Here is a 14,926-nt window from a genome sequence, read left to right on the forward strand (position 1 = left end):
AATGTCATTACATTGTCAAATATGTTCCAATTAAAAACAGCTCCCCAAGTGAGGAGCTGAAAACCCTAAACCCTAAACCCTAAACCCTAAACCCTAGTTTCCTTTTTACGCATTGCTTCTGGGATATAAACACAAAATGGCTCACTGGCCATATAGTCTCCAGTAACAGCATAGGTTCTCGAGCGTGAACCGCCGCATACATAGCGAAATTCACAAACACTACATTTGCCGCTGTATTTATCAGGGCTGCGCAAGTCTTTGAAAATAGGGGAGTCTCTATATATTTCTGCTAAAGGCTTTTCCCGGACATTCCCTCCGACAAGAGGCAGGAGCCCGGATGGCATGACATCTCCGGTGTGGGAAATAAAAACGAAACCGTTGCCGTCATTCACCCCTTTAGGAGCCCGCTTTAGCCCATCAATGACGGAGGCCATATCTTTAGTCAATGTGTCCACATAGCGGATGCCTTGTTCTTTGGTGAGTTTATTTTCTCTTGCTTTTTGCTGGTGAACTACACGTCTGTAGTGCTGGGCAGCAGTGGTCTTAATGTCGTATGGTGCCGTTTTACTTAACTCATATAGCCATCTGAACACCTTTTCGTGTTCGGCCGGAGTAAGGCAGGCATCGAGTTGCCCTCTCCCGGTCGGTACAAGTAAAAATATGTACCACATCACTACCTTTAGCTCTTTCATTAATTCTGCCATTTGTTCAAGGTGGTCATAATTGTAACGGGAAATAACAGTATTAAGCTGCAAGGGCATGTTTAATTCGTTCAAGTATTTTACTTTTGCAATCGTAAGGTCGAACGAACCGGGAGTTCCGCGAAAATGATCATGGATTTCTGGAGTTGGCCCATCGAGGCTAAAAGCCCATCGTGAGAGTCCAACTTCCTTGGCCCTTTCCATTTTTTCCTTTGTCACATTATCTGTAGCACTAGGAGTCATGGAAACGCGCATCCCTTTTCTAATGGCATAATCGGCAAGGTCAAAAAGATCTTCCCGCATCATGCAATCTCCACCAGTAAAAACTAGCATGGGATTTCCCATCTCATAAATTTGATCAATAAGTTTTTTCCCTTCTTCAGGAGTTAATTCCATTGGGTCAGGTTTATTTTGAGCATCTGCCCTGCAATGCAAACATTTCAGCTGGCAAGCCCTTGTTACTTCCCAAATAACGATATAAGGATTTTGGTCAAAATCAACTTTACCAGGGTGGAAGCTTGTAGAAAGGAAATGTCCAACTCTATGCATAATGATCACCAACTTTTTATCATTTATTTATTCATTATAAAATAAGTGATTTTCTACGCATGTAACGAATGTTACATAATACCGAAAATGGTTTTCCTGCTGAATTATTAGAAAAAAGGCAATTTCACCAGCTAAAACTGCAAAGACTCCCGAGTCAAATTGATTGAAAAATTTGAAACTTTCCCACTGTCATCTACGTCTATTTATAGGGAGAACTCAGGAATTGTGAAAAGGGGGATATCGGTGAAGAAGTCTGTTCCGTGGATAGCCTTGTCTATTTTGGTTTTGATCAGTATGTCCAGCTGGATCACGTATAACTCTTATAAACCAACTCCTCCTGAATTGGAAGTTGCTGCAGCTAAACATATCATGGAAGTTAAGCCGGTAACCTATACCTTAAGGAAATGGGGAAGGACTGCTTCTGCGGATATGAATATTGAACCTGCTGTACTTGCCAGAGAATCCACCCCACTTATAGTCGATTCAAATGATAATGTTAAGCTTTTATTTAAACAATCACCGGATGCAGTAAAATGTTATTTATGGGATATGGATACGGGTAGACTCGCTTATAAAGAGTTAACTGGATACCCTTTAAACTTTGAAGAATACAATGTCGCTTCTGGTGATTACGCTCTGGAAGTTCATGCTAAATGGGAAAATGGTTATGTATTGTATACTGCGAGAGTGATTGTTCATGATAATGAGCATTGACAAGCCATGGGCTTGCTGAAAAGCATGCTCATGGCTTTTTGTTTACTAATCGCCCCGAATAATTTCTCTTAGCTTTGCCATACTAAAACAGTACCAGAAATTCTGTAGAAAGAAGGGACCCTGATGACAGTTGGAGCGCAAGTTAAGCAAACAATTGCTGGTCTAAAAAGTGCTCAGGCAAGTTTGGAGACTTTTGCACTTGGTACGGATAATCAACAAGCAAAGCAACTTTATCAGACAGCTGCACAACAAACACAGGCAGTTATAGATAGCATTCAACCGCGTCTGCAGGAAATAGAACAAGAAGAACCACAATATAAACAGTAAACGGCAGGGACGGGGCAGGTTGAACCGACCCTTTTCCTTTTTACAGAGGTGATGTAAATTGACGGTAGCATCAAACATGAATCAACTTCTTTTCACAATAAAAGGAATTGAAGCACAGTTATCTACAATGGCGCTGAATACTAATGTTCCTGAAGCGAGCACAATCTTTCATGAAACCATGCTGATCATTGGGGAGATTAAAACCGACTTGCAAGACAGGAAAACACAGATTGAAAAAGAAGAACCCCAATATAAAAGCTAGTAGGTGAGAAAATGAATGAATGGACGCATATTATTATTTCGTCTGTGCTGTTTGTAGTGACTTTATTTGCCATAACGAAAATAGGCGGGAAGAAGCAACTGTCGGAGTTGTCTTTTTTTGAGTATGTTTCGGGTATTACGATAGGAAGTATTGCCGGTGAAGTAATTATGGGACTGGATGGTAATTTATTTCATGGAGTATTGGCTATTGTAATATTTGGGTCCTTCACATATTTGCATGACCTCATTGGAATTAAAAGCAAGAAGTTCAGAGATTTATTTGAGGGAAAGGCAACCGTGATTATAAAAGATGGAAAAGTGATGGAAGAGAACCTGAAAAAAGAAAAATATACAATCGATGAATTGAATTCTTTGTTAAGGCAGAAAAATGTTTTCAGAACTGCAGACGTTGAGTTTGCTGTATTAGAGCCAAAAGGTGATTTGAGTGTATTATTAAAAAAGCAATTCCTTCCGTTAACTCCGAATGATTTAGATATGCCGGTAGCACCAGAAAAAGAAACGTATACGGTCATAATGGATGGAAATGTATTCAATGATCAATTGGCTTATGCTGGTAAAAACAAAGCATGGCTAGACATTGAACTGGCTAACTTAGGAGTGACGCTTGATAATGTCTTTTTAGGTCAAGTCGATTCTTATGGCAGTCTATATATTGATACATACGATGACCAGGTTCAAGTACCTTCACCTCAACCAAGGAAGCAATTGCTAACCATGATGAAAAAGTGCCAGGCAGACCTTGAATTATTTGCTCTCGAAACGGAGTCTTCTAAAGCTCAGGATATGTATAGAAAAAACGCGAAAAAATTGGAAGAAGCTATTCAAAAAGTAAAACCGTACCTGAAAGAGTAAACATCCTATGTAATCATTTCCGGTATAACGATAAGGCTAAATCAAATACTAATGGATGGAGGAGATATAAAGATACTCCTCTAATTCTTAATAGGAGTGCTGCCTGATGAATAGATCTGCATGGATTTCTACGTTGATGAAATCGAATATACCTCAGAATATGATGAAAATGTTCGGATACAAACGTAAGAGAAATCGCTCCATGACCTACTCGATTATAGGGGTTGTAGCAAGTGCAGCAGCAGCCTTTATTGTTCGCAATAGAAATGGAAATGGGATGAGGCAGCTTTTCCAAAATTCTAATGCCGCATCAACTTTTAATAAGCCAATGGCGGCAGGAATTACAGAATTTGCAAAGGAAATCACCTCTGGTTTAGATACCAATAAGACAAAAAGTACGACAGGTTTTCATTCGTCGACCTCGACGAACCCGGAAAGCAGTCAAATGATTAACCAAATTGCTTCGGCCGCCAAAGAACCTGGAAATAGCCAGCAAGTGGATCAACTAGCCAATCAATTAATTAAGCGCAACCTTTAGATAGGCTATTTCATTAGAACAAATGAATAAAAAACAACAAAAAAGTCTCGCTGTGACTTCAGCGAGACTTTTTTGTTACTTATAGATTTAATGAAAGTCACTATTTATTCAATCAATTAGTTCCTTTTTACCTTGTTATAAATAGGGAATGAGTCTCGTGGCATAGGTTGGTAAAATTACAACAATGTTAAGCTTATATTTCACTAATGTAACAAAACGGGAGTCGAGAAGGAAAAAAGCTCCTCTAATCCCTATAAGAATGGGGTTTAGCGATTAATTGCCATGTAAACGGTATTTTTACCAGAGGAAAAGTATTCCTCACAAACCAATATTTATAGATTCAAAACTAGTTTGGGAAACTCTACTATTAATTTGTAACGAAATCAAAGGAGTTGCTCAACATGAAAAAACAGCTTTTAACGGTGGCTGCAACAGCCGGGATTTTATTTACATCATTCAATGGATCAGCAAGTGCACATGATAAATTACACACAGTCCAGTCCGGAGATTCTTTATGGAAGCTTTCAAATATATACAATGTCGGTATAAATGATATTCAAAAGTGGAATAATCTTTCAAGCACAACCATCTATGTAAATCAAAAACTATCAGTCTTAGCGCCGCATAGTCATTCATCTGATTCAAATACTTCCGTCAGCTCATCTGATTCTACGTATATCGTAAAGACAGGCGATACGTTATGGGGAATATCAAAATCGTACGGAATGTCCATAAGTGGACTTAAATCCTTAAACGGATTAAAATCTGATGTCATCTACCCTGGGCAAAAATTGAAAGTTTCAGGATCTGCTGCAACAACAGCCAGTTCTCCAACTGTAAATACGTCCAGCACATACACAGTCCGTAGCGGTGACAATTTGTCAACGATTGCTGTTCGCCATAATTTATCGCTATCACAATTGATGTCAATCAATAATCTGAACTCTCATCTGATCTACCCTGGTCAAGTATTGAAGCTAACCGGTTCATCTACAACACCAGTTGCGACTAATGTGTCAGCAGCCACTACACCTGTAATGGCAACCTATGGTTCTACATCTAAGGTAAATTCATTAATTGGTGAGGCCAAAAAGTATATGGGAGTACCATATGTTTGGGCTGGCAGCACACCTGCAGGCTTTGATTGTTCCGGTTATTTAAATTACGTATATAATAATGTTGGCATTTCGATTCCTAGAACAGTAGAAACCATTTGGAATGCAACAAAACCTGTTTCATCTCCACGAGCAGGAGACCTTGTATTCTTTGAAACATATAAAGCAGGCCCTTCTCATGCTGGTATCTATCTAGGCAGCGGTAAGTTCATTCATGCTGGTTCTTCAAGAGGTGTGGAAATCAGTGACATGAACAACTCTTATTGGAAGCCACGTTACCTAGGTGCAAAAACAACATTTTAATCTGCTTGTTTACCTATACCCAGCTCTTTGAATTTTGAAACCTCCACCTCGGAGGTTTTTTTATTTTCATTAAACGAAGACTATCATTTTACTAGGTACAGCTTTTAATTTGTAAACCACATATTATATAGCGTATAATCCAATTAAAATCTTATTTACTAACGTGCAAGTGGTTGGATGTTGACCATTTTGAATGAAAATTATTTGTACATAGTGAATTCTGGTGAGTTTAATGATTTGGAGGCATATAAAATGAGAATTCCTATTTTAAAATTAAAAGACTATTTATTGGTTTCAATTCAAGTAGAACTAGATGACCAGACGGTACTTACTTTTCAAGAAGACCTGTTAAATAAAATTAAAGATACAGGAGCAAAAGGTGTTGTCATCGATTTGACTTCTGTCGATATGATTGATTCTTTCATTGCAAAAGTATTAGGCGACGTAATCGTAATGACAAGCCTGATGGGCACTAAAGCTGTGCTGACCGGTATCCAACCTGCAGTCGCCATTACCTTGATTGAACTTGGCATAACATTGGAAAATGTCCATACTGCACTGGATCTTGAACAAGGAATTTCGATTTTAAGCCAATTGTTAGAGGGTTAGCCAGATGACAGAACCGATTATTATTAATATTAATAATGAATTTGATATAGTGCTTGCCCGTCAAAAAGGAAGAGAAGTTTCGAAAGAACTCCAATTTGGCGGCGTTGACCAGGCAAGAATAACAACAGCCATTTCTGAACTTGCGAGAAACATTTATTTATATGCGGGAAGCGGCAGGGTCACAATTGACGTCTTAGAAGAAAACGGAAGACGAGGAATCTGGATTTCTGCAGCTGATGATGGTCCCGGCATTAATGACATCAGGATGGTCTTGCAGGATGGTTATTCTACCTCTGGAGGCCTTGGTGCAGGGCTCCCAGGAGTTAAAAGGTTAATGGACAGCTTCGATATTGATTCTAGACCCGGGGCTGGTACGAAAATCACGATTACCAAATGGGCAAGATAATATGAATTAATGCTTCGTATGAATAACAGAAAAAATAAAAGGATGTTCAACAATCGTTGAACATCCTTTTCACTATTTTAAAAGAGCCATTGCTCTTGAACTTGCTTTCGTGCCATCTCCATGATTTCTTCCTCTGATGTTTCACGATCAGCAATGACATTCGTTAAATAATTCTTACCCTCTAAGTCTACAGATACTGTTACTTCTCTCATTGTACATTACCCTTTCTAATGTGTTTTCGTGATCAGTTTAATACTTCCGTGTTTTTCTTAATACCAACTATTGAGGTTGAATAAACATCAGGGACTGGCAGGCAGCCTCACTTTTTTGTTGTTGGGTGTTTTGGTAACTCTTGAAAAATCTTGATGAAAAAGCAGATCCTGTGGAATAGAGTACTGTATCTTAAGCATTAGGGGTTTTGCTATTTTCGTAAAGGGAATAGGATGTATATAAAGATTAAGGAGGGAAGCACCTTGGCAGATTCAAAAAAGGATCAGCAAAGCCTGGTCGAATATGAACGAGAAAAATTAGGGAAAGATAAAAAGATGGATGAGTTCAAAGATCAGGGAAGAGTTCCCGATCAGCAAAATAGATTAAAGGACCAGGAAAACCTTAGAAAATAGTCGGAATAAGCTGGACATAGTCCGGCTTATTTTTTTGTTGATTGAACCTTAATAATGAAATAATAGTTTATTGTTAGCTGGAAAAATAAAAAAGTATGTTTTATTAGAAGGAAATTTTTTACTATAAGTTGAATATATATTATGGAAATATAGAGAAAAGAAAAGGGGAACAATATTTTGAATGCACATAATGCTGACCGAGCGGGGAGCTTGCTGATAACAGTCGCTGTTATTCTTATCTTCGCATCTGTACCAATTGGTATTTTCATCGTTACTTTTATTCATCAATCCATTTATATTGATAAGTCGCAATGGTTTTTTGACAGCCCAATGTCATCCTACATCTCCATGGTTGCGATGTTGTTGGTTATACCGGTATTGCTGATCATCATTGCCATCTATCTTTTCAAAACAGATGAATCGAAAAAAAGAAGTTTCAATGTATTCATTGCTTCGATTTTCACACTGCTAATAATGGCTTCAGGCGGGTACTTAAGTATCGACAATTATTACTATATGGATAAAGATGGATTATACTATGATGAGCTTTGGAAATTGAAACAAACTGAATATCCGTGGGATAAAATCACTGAAATGAAACAAATTAACAAAAAAGAGGGAGGTACCTTAACTCCTGATAAATTAATTTTTACATATGATAATCAAAAAATTGAGTTGCCGTTGAGCCCAAAGCTTAGAAACGAAGTTGATCCCGTTATCGATTATATCGAGAATACAAAAGGGATTGAACTAGTCATGGAAATTATCACAATAGATGAAGAATAGCAAAAAACCCTTCCTCATTTTGATGGAAGGGTTTTTGTTTTTTCAACCGCATTAGCGAAAAAAGGATCGTCGCCTCACCTTCTGAAAATAGAACTGGAAACCGTAGGCAAAAATTGCAAAGGAATAAATAACATTGAAAAAATATATAGGTTTCAGACGTTGTAATTGATAAATGCCCATTTTCTTAAAAAGATTACTAATAGGAAATGCTAATAAATAATCAATCACGAGATTTATCCCTAAATACTGCCAAATACTTCCATAGGATAACTTGAACACCCATAGATTTGCTGCAAAAAATGGGCCAAGTGTGAAAGTAAGGTCATTGTAAATACGAGTTCCAATGCCTCCGGATACCTTCCAGAGCTTAAAAGGGTGCGAAAGAAGCAGTAATATCGATACGAGTCCTGTAACAAATAGCGTGACAGGAAGAAACTGTTTAAATGCACGTTTTGGATATAATAACAAAGTGGACCAGGAAAGTAAAAGCATACTAAGCCTGAATATATTATGTAACATGGAGACTCCTTTCCGAACTAAAACAAAACTTTTGGTTCACATAATGCATAGTTTCTCCACATTTACGAAATATAATAATGCATTATTAAAAAGTTCCTAGGTTGTTTTAAGGACATACTTATGTTAAATTAAACCACACATGACTTTTGTCCTATTAAGGAGAATTTTGCCATGATCAACGAAGAAGAAAAATTAATTTTTCTAAAAGAACTTGGACGTTTAATTGATGATTATAAAAGATGTTGCGATGACGAATATCAAGAACAGATATACGAAGATATCATGCATTTAATCAATGTAATCACTTAATATAACTCACCTCCCTGCTTCATTAACGACAGCAGTTTTTTTCTATACAAACGATTATATTAACTGTATGATAGAAAAAGCAGCGATTCTGTTACCAAAAGATCTCGGGAGGGTTTTAACAGGTTGGAAATGAACAGGCTGAAAGAATTAGAAGATAAAATTCAAGAATATGAGACAATTATTTCTGAGATGTCCGCACCCATAATACCTTCCATTGTCCCACAAACAATCCTGGTGCCAATCACAGGTTTAATTAGAGCTGAACGGTTTGATAAAATCCGCGGAAAGTTGCTCGCCTTTATTCATAATAAGGATATTGAAACCGCAATCATTGATTTGACTGATATAAGTGGAGAAAGAGTTGAGGATATTTGCCTTGAGGAAATAGGAAGAGAGCTGCATGAATTGGATTCTTCCATATCTTTGATGGGCGTTAAGACGTTATTTGTGGGGATGAATCCTGAACTTGTCAAAAGAATGGTACTTGATGGAATAAAACTAGAGGCACAAACATTCTCGACTTTTCAATCAGCATTAAAGCATTTAATGAAAGAAAAAGGGTTGGAATTCAGAAAAATATCAGAATAAAGTTAACCCGCCACTACTATGGCGGGTTATTTTGCGGCTTATTTTTCAGGTTGGGATGGAGTGGATATATCTTCTAGAGCCTCTCCTGCTTCATCCTCCATTTTATCAGTGACAGCAAGATCACCTAACGATACAATTCCAACCATCTTACCGTCCTCTACTATTGGGAGTCTGCGAATTTGTGCGTCTGCCATTAAATCTGCTGCTTCTTCAGCAGACATATTAACTGTCCCACGTACAGGGTCGGCTGTCATGACCTCGGAAATAGGTGTATCCATTGAAGTGTTTTGCGCAACAGCTTTCAATACAATATCCCTGTCTGTTGCTAAACCTGTCAATTGGTCATTATCACAGATCGGCATTACACCCACATCTAAATCCTTCATTTTTGCTGCTACCTCATGGATTGGTGTATCAGGCTTGCAATACTCTACATTTCTGGTCATTACTTTTTCGATATTCATGAATTCATCCTCCTTTTTAAGCTTCTATTAGGGGAATACCCGAATGCTAACAATGAGAAACTGTTAGTTTTTTGCAGGTTCTGTTGGTAAAATATGAATAAATGTAAAATGTAATTAGAATAGAGGAGGACATTATGATTGATTTAAGAAGCGATACTGTCACAAAACCAACAGAAGAAATGCGTAAAGCCATGTACACAGCTGATGTGGGGGATGATGTCTATCGAGAGGACCCAACCGTCAGAGAGTTGGAAGATACCGCGGCCGAATTACTTGGTAAGGAAGCAGCTTTGTTTGTTACGAGCGGGACACAGGGAAATCAAATTGCTGTTCTGACACATTGCCGGCCAGGACAGGAATTACTATTAGAGGAAGAATCACATATCTTTTATTATGAATCAGGCGCTGTAGCTGCCCTTGCTGGAGTCCAGACGCGGACCATTCCAGGGCATAGGGGAGCAATGGACCCACATGATGTTTTAAGGGCAATCAGAACGGAAGATATTCATTTCCCAGAAACTGGATTAATTTGTTTGGAGAATACTCATAACCGTGCAGGTGGAGCAGTCATACCTGTTGATAATATGAAAGCGATCTATAATATTGCCAAAGCAAATAAAGTACCTGTTCATCTTGACGGTGCTAGATTATTCAATGCCGCAGCTGCTGCAGGCGTGGATGCTAAGGAATTTGCTAAGTATACAGATACTGTCCAAATTTGTCTTTCAAAGGGACTTGGAGCTCCTGTGGGCTCTATCATAGCTGGTGATGCTGAATTCATTACGACTGCCCGCAAATGGAGAAAGCGCCTTGGTGGCGGTATGAGACAAGTTGGTGTCATTGCGGCACCTGGTTTAATTGCGTTGACGAAAATGAAAGATCGGCTTGGAGAAGACCAATGGAATGCTAGGATACTGGCAGAAGCAATTGAAGCAATTCCAGGTATGAAGCTTGCCCGGCAGCCTGAAACGAATATTGTTGTCGCAGATGTTGCAGGTCTGAACATTACTTCCGATGTTTTTGTTGAGAGGCTTCGAGGTGAAGGAATTCTCTCTGGTACCTTTGGCCCTACTTTTGTTAGGTTTGTAACCCATTATGATGTAAATGAAGATCAAATTCAGAAGTCAATCGAAGCGATAGCCAAGGTTGCCAGACAATGAAGCAAAAGCTGGATGACATACATCCAGCTTTTTTAATGCATCGGGATTAATGGATTTCAACCTATGTAGTAGATGGCCATCTGAAGTGTAAAACAGGTATAGGATCTTTTGAAAATAAGTATTAAAGTTAACATAATCCATTTTACTAAAGGCAAGAATTACTAGTATTTTCTAAAGTTAGTGACCTTCTATGTTCCTGAGAGCGTAGTAAATTTGAATGCCTACCACTAGAAATGTATAATTGGACTATGTCTCAAAGGGGAATAGGAGGAAATGAATAATGTATATCGTACATTCAACTGTAAATATACCAGAGGGTAAGGTTGATGAGGTGATAGGAATCTATCAAAAAAGATCACGCCTGGTAGATGAGTATGAAGGATTCATTTCCTTTAACTTGCTTCAAAACGAACAAAAACCATCAGAGTTGACCGTCCAAATCTGCTGGGAATCAAAGGGAAATTATATAAAATATATTACGAGTGACGCCTATAAAAAAGTTCATGAACTTGAAAAGAATTATCCTGATCAGGAACTTGCTACCATACGTCCAACTGTTGGACGATACCAGGTGGTAGCCAAATGAACGAAACATTAATCAATTCAATTATAGAAGAGGTTACCGACGGGATTTACAAAGATTATCCTATCCTGCTCGAAAAATATGGTGAACGGGGAAGGCAAAAATGCAAAGAGGACAATGAACATCATATAAAGTATCTTCAAACAGCGGCTAGTATGGATGAGGAAAAATACTTTATCGATTATGCCCATTGGCTAAATGGCATTTTGACCTCAAGAGGGATGAAGACAGAGCATCTTATTGATAATTTTAATAGATTGATTGGTGCTATTGAAAAATCGAACGATGACAAATCTGCAAGAGCATATGTTAATATGCTTGAACAAGCGATCGATTCATTATCAAATGATGCAATATTAAATGAATGAGGTGAGGTGTCATGGACAAGGCTATAGAGCTTTCACAGCTTTTGCTTGATGGTGACCAGGATGCCTCCTGGGAACTATTGGAAGGTGAGATGGAGGCATCGAAAGACAGTTTATATATCTATGAAAACATCATTACGGCTGCCATGAGGCATGTCGGGCATTTGTGGGAGACAAATAAAATTACGGTTGCCGATGAGCATTTGGCAACCTCGACATGTGATTATATATTGGCTCGATACAGTTGGCAAAAGGGCAGGGATATGCAAATTCCCTCAATTGGGAAAAAAGCGATGTTTCTTTGTGTTGAGAATGAACAGCACTATCTTGGATTGAAAATGGCTAGCCAATTGTTCAGTGAATATGGGTGGGAAATAAAATTCCATGGACCGAATCTTCCCCTTGAATATATTAAAAAGGCCGCCGAGGATTGGAAGCCTGATGCAATATGCCTCTCTTTTTCGATTCTTTATCATGCGGAACAGCTTCGTCCTTATATTAAGGAGTTAGAGGAGCTGCCGTGCCGTCCAGCTGTGATTGTAGGTGGGCGACTGTTAAGTCAGTATGAATTTGACCGTTATGGATCGGAACGGACGCTTTTCCTTAGAAATCTTAAAGACATAAATGATTGGCTGGAACGTCATCAGCACGGAGTGAAAACAAATGTCGGATCTTAAATTTTCACCGCAACCTTATTTTTTATTAGACAGTGACTATAATATTCTCGAATTTTCTCAAATTAGTTCGGAAACTTTTACTATAGGAGATACGTTTCTTGATTTGGTGGATTGGGAAAGCCATGGCAAAACAAAATCCATATTGGGAAATAAAGAAGGCAGGGCGGAAGGAGAACTGACCATGAAAACAAGAGAATCTCCTTACGCCCTTTTCGATATAAGTGTCATTTGGAATGAGGGCAGGGGTCATGTCATTTGTATTGAAAAAGACCATCGCCTTATAGAATTAGAAAGTATTGTTGAAAAACATCGGAAACGGCTGTCAGATACGAATCTTGAGCTTCTTGAAAAAAAAGAGTTGGTTGAAAAGACTCTTTACGAGATGAAAAGTCTGTCCTGTCCATTCATTAGATTAACTAAAAGCGCGGCATTGGTGCCCCTTTTTGGGAACCTGGATCAGGAACTGATCTGCCAAAACGAACATAGGGTATTGGGGAAAGCCCAAGAAGGTGGGTACCTAGAAGTACTGTTCGATTTTAATGGTGTCGGAGAATTTACAATTGAGGGAGTAGAAGCTTTTGTGACACTAGTTAAGGAGTTGCAGATAATGGGGCTTCAGCCATATATAATTGGAATTAAACCGAATCATGCCTTTTACCTTAATAGTTCAAAGACTGTTCCAGATGTACCGTATTTAAATACTCTCAGCAAAGCGTTTAGAAAATCAACTTAAAATGAGCACTTCGATAATTTTTATCGGAGTGTTTTTATTTTGGTGAACCACTGGTTTCCCAATATTTTTGAGTGTTGAATTACCATTTTATATGTTAACTAAGCTTGTATTGCTTCCGCATTTCTAAAAAAGTATATAAGGAAGTAATCAGTTTTACAGAATTTATGTTCCAGCGAGAACTGTTTATTTAACTGTAAAGAGAGTTACTAAAAGACACCAAATTTGAGCGGACGTCCATTACTGCTCTCTCTATTTTCCCAATCAAATAGGCTTGGTTATCTGTTGATATTGGCTGAAAATTTAAAATATACTTATTTTTGCAGCCGGCCAGCTGAAAATTTGTAAAGGTGAGAGGAGCAAAAGAATGAAGAAGAAGAGAATACTCGGATCAGCAGTACTTAGTTTAGCAATGGGTGTTTCATTGTTTGCAACAGGGGCTTTTGGCGCGGGAGTACAAGAAAGCCAGGATACTTATCGAGTTTTAATTAAAGGTCCGAGTGCAGAAAAAGCAAAAGTAAAAGAACAATATGGCAAGAGATGGGATTTTGGCAAACAAGGATTTACAGCAGAGGTAAATAGTAAACAATATCAAGCTTTGCTTAAGAACAAAAATATCGAAGTGTCTCAGGTAGGGATTCATACCATTGACGCACGTGTAGAAGGAAATAGCAATAGCAAAGGAAAAGGCAAGGGTGATTATACAGTCCAGGCATCTTATCCATCTGATCAGACTCCTTGGGGCATCCAGGCAATCTATAACGATAATTACATCCAAGCCACGAGCGGTGGTAATGGAATCAAGGTAGCTGTCCTGGATACAGGCATCAACCGGAACCACATTGATTTAACTGACAATGTTGAACAATGTAAAGATTTCACCCAATCATATTCTTCGATGGTTAATGGGTCTTGTACTGACCGTCAAGGGCATGGTACACATGTTGCCGGAACAGCTGTTGCCAATGGCGGGTACGATGGTGCTGGAGTATATGGAGTAGCACCTGAAGCGGAACTGTGGGGATATAAGGTTTTAGGAGATAATGGTTCTGGTTATTCAGATGATATCGCAGGAGCAATCCGCCATGCTGCAGATGAAGGTGTACGTACAGGAACCAAAGTCGTCATCTCAATGTCACTAGGTTCAAGCGGCAAAGATTCAATGATCGCAAGTGCAGTTGACTATGCATACAGCAAAGGTGCACTGGTTGTCGCGGCTGCAGGTAACAGTGGACCAAGTGCCAACACCATTGGGTACCCTGGTGCTTTAACAAATGCAATTGCTGTTGCGTCACTGGATAATACATTCGTAAATGGAACACATAAAGTATCTGACTTCTCTTCTCGCGGTAACCCATATACTGACGGTGACTATTATATCCAGGAAAAAGACGTTGAAGTAGCAGCACCAGGCGGCGGCATCTATTCAACAGCTGTTGACGGAAACTATACAACTATGAGCGGTACATCAATGGCAACGCCACATATTTCAGGACTTGCAGCAAAATTATGGTCTGCGAATAAGTCTTGGAGCAATTCACAGCTTCGATCTGAAATTCAAAGACGTGCGAAACTTTATGACATCAAAGGTGGATCAGGAGCAGCTACAGGCGATGACTATGCTTCAGGGTTCGGTTTCCCACGAGTGAGATAATACGAACACACTTACAACTTTGCTAGCCATCCGGGTTGATTGATCCGGGTGGCTTTATTTCAGTATTTGTTG

Annotated in this window: 21 protein-coding genes; 18 read left to right on the forward strand and 3 right to left on the reverse strand. The window is 38.8% G+C overall.

Annotated features, from left to right (window positions below; translation table 11 throughout):
* Positions 1-86: 86 nt before the first annotated feature.
* Positions 87-1,250: a TIGR04053 family radical SAM/SPASM domain-containing protein gene (locus tag AB5I83_RS04200; RefSeq protein WP_448973035.1), complete on the reverse strand. Its 1,164-nt coding sequence runs from the start codon at positions 1,248-1,250 to the stop codon at positions 87-89.
* 243 nt (positions 1,251-1,493) lie between these two features.
* Between AB5I83_RS04200 and AB5I83_RS04205 the strand changes: the two genes are divergently transcribed.
* The 8 genes from AB5I83_RS04205 to AB5I83_RS04240 all read left to right on the forward strand — a co-directional run bounded on the left by AB5I83_RS04205 (position 1,494) and on the right by AB5I83_RS04240 (position 6,396).
* On the forward strand, positions 1,494-1,964 hold the full coding sequence (locus tag AB5I83_RS04205; RefSeq protein WP_448973037.1) for a hypothetical protein: 471 nt from the start codon (positions 1,494-1,496) through the stop codon (positions 1,962-1,964).
* Positions 1,965-2,087: 123 nt separating this feature from the next.
* Complete coding sequence (locus tag AB5I83_RS04210; RefSeq protein WP_023614288.1) at positions 2,088-2,291, forward strand: DUF1657 domain-containing protein; 204 nt, start codon at positions 2,088-2,090, stop codon at positions 2,289-2,291.
* 58 nt (positions 2,292-2,349) lie between these two features.
* Positions 2,350-2,553 carry a DUF1657 domain-containing protein gene (locus tag AB5I83_RS04215; RefSeq protein ID WP_448973039.1) on the forward strand — a complete coding sequence of 68 codons (204 nt, stop codon included), beginning with the start codon at positions 2,350-2,352 and terminating at the stop codon, positions 2,551-2,553.
* A gap of 11 nt (positions 2,554-2,564) precedes the next feature.
* Positions 2,565-3,425, forward strand: coding sequence for a DUF421 domain-containing protein (locus tag AB5I83_RS04220; RefSeq protein WP_448973041.1), 861 nt, complete (start codon positions 2,565-2,567; stop codon positions 3,423-3,425).
* Positions 3,426-3,531: 106 nt separating this feature from the next.
* Positions 3,532-3,963, forward strand: a complete 432-nt coding sequence (locus tag AB5I83_RS04225; protein ID WP_448973043.1) for a hypothetical protein — start codon at positions 3,532-3,534, stop codon at positions 3,961-3,963.
* A 401-nt stretch (positions 3,964-4,364) separates the two neighbouring features.
* Positions 4,365-5,381 carry a LysM peptidoglycan-binding domain-containing protein gene (locus AB5I83_RS04230; protein ID WP_448973045.1) on the forward strand — a complete coding sequence of 339 codons (1,017 nt, stop codon included), beginning with the start codon at positions 4,365-4,367 and terminating at the stop codon, positions 5,379-5,381.
* Between the two features lie 252 nt (positions 5,382-5,633).
* On the forward strand, positions 5,634-5,990 hold the full coding sequence (locus AB5I83_RS04235; protein WP_102263056.1) for an STAS domain-containing protein: 357 nt from the start codon (positions 5,634-5,636) through the stop codon (positions 5,988-5,990).
* 4 nt (positions 5,991-5,994) lie between these two features.
* Entirely contained in the window at positions 5,995-6,396 is a 402-nt protein-coding gene (locus tag AB5I83_RS04240; RefSeq protein WP_448973047.1) for an anti-sigma regulatory factor, read from the forward strand.
* Positions 6,397-6,473: 77 nt separating this feature from the next.
* On the opposite strand, the gene AB5I83_RS04245 is transcribed toward AB5I83_RS04240, so the two are convergent.
* Positions 6,474-6,608 carry a BA3454 family stress response protein gene (locus tag AB5I83_RS04245; RefSeq protein WP_448973049.1) on the reverse strand — a complete coding sequence of 45 codons (135 nt, stop codon included), beginning with the start codon at positions 6,606-6,608 and terminating at the stop codon, positions 6,474-6,476.
* 261 nt (positions 6,609-6,869) lie between these two features.
* Here AB5I83_RS04245 and AB5I83_RS04250 point away from each other — a divergent pair, with 261 nt between their 5' ends.
* From AB5I83_RS04250 to AB5I83_RS04265, 4 genes are all read left to right on the forward strand, one after another.
* The gene (locus AB5I83_RS04250; RefSeq protein ID WP_226641952.1) at positions 6,870-7,019 is read left to right on the forward strand and encodes a hypothetical protein; all 150 of its coding nucleotides are present in this window, start codon (positions 6,870-6,872) and stop codon (positions 7,017-7,019) included.
* 177 nt (positions 7,020-7,196) lie between these two features.
* Positions 7,197-7,805: a hypothetical protein gene (locus tag AB5I83_RS04255; protein ID WP_448973051.1), complete on the forward strand. Its 609-nt coding sequence runs from the start codon at positions 7,197-7,199 to the stop codon at positions 7,803-7,805.
* A 690-nt stretch (positions 7,806-8,495) separates the two neighbouring features.
* Positions 8,496-8,633, forward strand: coding sequence for a hypothetical protein (locus tag AB5I83_RS04260; protein WP_448973053.1), 138 nt, complete (start codon positions 8,496-8,498; stop codon positions 8,631-8,633).
* Positions 8,634-8,762: 129 nt separating this feature from the next.
* The gene (locus tag AB5I83_RS04265) at positions 8,763-9,221 is read left to right on the forward strand and encodes an STAS domain-containing protein (protein ID WP_167832553.1); all 459 of its coding nucleotides are present in this window, start codon (positions 8,763-8,765) and stop codon (positions 9,219-9,221) included.
* 38 nt (positions 9,222-9,259) lie between these two features.
* Here AB5I83_RS04265 and AB5I83_RS04270 read toward each other — a convergent pair whose 3' ends face one another.
* The gene (locus AB5I83_RS04270; protein WP_448973055.1) at positions 9,260-9,685 is read right to left on the reverse strand and encodes a CBS domain-containing protein; all 426 of its coding nucleotides are present in this window, start codon (positions 9,683-9,685) and stop codon (positions 9,260-9,262) included.
* 134 nt (positions 9,686-9,819) lie between these two features.
* Between AB5I83_RS04270 and ltaE the strand changes: the two genes are divergently transcribed.
* The 6 genes from ltaE to AB5I83_RS04300 all read left to right on the forward strand — a co-directional run bounded on the left by ltaE (position 9,820) and on the right by AB5I83_RS04300 (position 14,854).
* Positions 9,820-10,845 (forward strand): low-specificity L-threonine aldolase, encoded by a 1,026-nt coding sequence (gene ltaE, locus AB5I83_RS04275; protein ID WP_448973057.1) that lies wholly within the window; start codon positions 9,820-9,822, stop codon positions 10,843-10,845.
* Between the two features lie 280 nt (positions 10,846-11,125).
* The gene (locus tag AB5I83_RS04280) at positions 11,126-11,431 is read left to right on the forward strand and encodes an antibiotic biosynthesis monooxygenase family protein (protein WP_448973059.1); all 306 of its coding nucleotides are present in this window, start codon (positions 11,126-11,128) and stop codon (positions 11,429-11,431) included.
* Complete coding sequence (locus AB5I83_RS04285; protein ID WP_448973061.1) at positions 11,428-11,796, forward strand: hypothetical protein; 369 nt, start codon at positions 11,428-11,430, stop codon at positions 11,794-11,796. The genes AB5I83_RS04280 and AB5I83_RS04285 overlap by 4 nt, the downstream gene beginning before the upstream one ends.
* An 11-nt stretch (positions 11,797-11,807) precedes the next feature.
* Positions 11,808-12,470 (forward strand): cobalamin B12-binding domain-containing protein, encoded by a 663-nt coding sequence (locus AB5I83_RS04290; RefSeq protein ID WP_448973063.1) that lies wholly within the window; start codon positions 11,808-11,810, stop codon positions 12,468-12,470.
* Positions 12,457-13,203: a hypothetical protein gene (locus tag AB5I83_RS04295; RefSeq protein ID WP_448973065.1), complete on the forward strand. Its 747-nt coding sequence runs from the start codon at positions 12,457-12,459 to the stop codon at positions 13,201-13,203. Before AB5I83_RS04290 ends, AB5I83_RS04295 begins: the two co-directional genes overlap by 14 nt.
* Positions 13,204-13,567: 364 nt before the next feature.
* Positions 13,568-14,854 carry a S8 family peptidase gene (locus tag AB5I83_RS04300; protein WP_448973067.1) on the forward strand — a complete coding sequence of 429 codons (1,287 nt, stop codon included), beginning with the start codon at positions 13,568-13,570 and terminating at the stop codon, positions 14,852-14,854.
* Positions 14,855-14,926: the final 72 nt, after the last annotated feature.

The organism is Mesobacillus sp. LC4 (assembly GCF_053543455.1).

Coding starts and splice junctions, on each gene's coding strand:
- AB5I83_RS04295 (WP_448973065.1), top strand. CDS start 12,457: ATGTCGGATCTTAAATTTTCACCGCAACCTTATTTTTTATTAGACAGT.
- ltaE (WP_448973057.1), top strand. CDS start 9,820: ATGATTGATTTAAGAAGCGATACTGTCACAAAACCAACAGAAGAAATG.
- AB5I83_RS04225 (WP_448973043.1), top strand. CDS start 3,532: ATGAATAGATCTGCATGGATTTCTACGTTGATGAAATCGAATATACCT.
- AB5I83_RS04290 (WP_448973063.1), top strand. CDS start 11,808: ATGGACAAGGCTATAGAGCTTTCACAGCTTTTGCTTGATGGTGACCAG.
- AB5I83_RS04260 (WP_448973053.1), top strand. CDS start 8,496: ATGATCAACGAAGAAGAAAAATTAATTTTTCTAAAAGAACTTGGACGT.
- AB5I83_RS04270 (WP_448973055.1), bottom strand. CDS start 9,685: ATGAATATCGAAAAAGTAATGACCAGAAATGTAGAGTATTGCAAGCCT.
- AB5I83_RS04265 (WP_167832553.1), top strand. CDS start 8,763: ATGAACAGGCTGAAAGAATTAGAAGATAAAATTCAAGAATATGAGACA.
- AB5I83_RS04200 (WP_448973035.1), bottom strand. CDS start 1,250: ATGCATAGAGTTGGACATTTCCTTTCTACAAGCTTCCACCCTGGTAAA.
- AB5I83_RS04280 (WP_448973059.1), top strand. CDS start 11,126: ATGTATATCGTACATTCAACTGTAAATATACCAGAGGGTAAGGTTGAT.
- AB5I83_RS04220 (WP_448973041.1), top strand. CDS start 2,565: ATGAATGAATGGACGCATATTATTATTTCGTCTGTGCTGTTTGTAGTG.
- AB5I83_RS04285 (WP_448973061.1), top strand. CDS start 11,428: ATGAACGAAACATTAATCAATTCAATTATAGAAGAGGTTACCGACGGG.
- AB5I83_RS04230 (WP_448973045.1), top strand. CDS start 4,365: ATGAAAAAACAGCTTTTAACGGTGGCTGCAACAGCCGGGATTTTATTT.
- AB5I83_RS04240 (WP_448973047.1), top strand. CDS start 5,995: ATGACAGAACCGATTATTATTAATATTAATAATGAATTTGATATAGTG.
- AB5I83_RS04235 (WP_102263056.1), top strand. CDS start 5,634: ATGAGAATTCCTATTTTAAAATTAAAAGACTATTTATTGGTTTCAATT.
- AB5I83_RS04300 (WP_448973067.1), top strand. CDS start 13,568: ATGAAGAAGAAGAGAATACTCGGATCAGCAGTACTTAGTTTAGCAATG.
- AB5I83_RS04245 (WP_448973049.1), bottom strand. CDS start 6,608: ATGAGAGAAGTAACAGTATCTGTAGACTTAGAGGGTAAGAATTATTTA.
- AB5I83_RS04210 (WP_023614288.1), top strand. CDS start 2,088: ATGACAGTTGGAGCGCAAGTTAAGCAAACAATTGCTGGTCTAAAAAGT.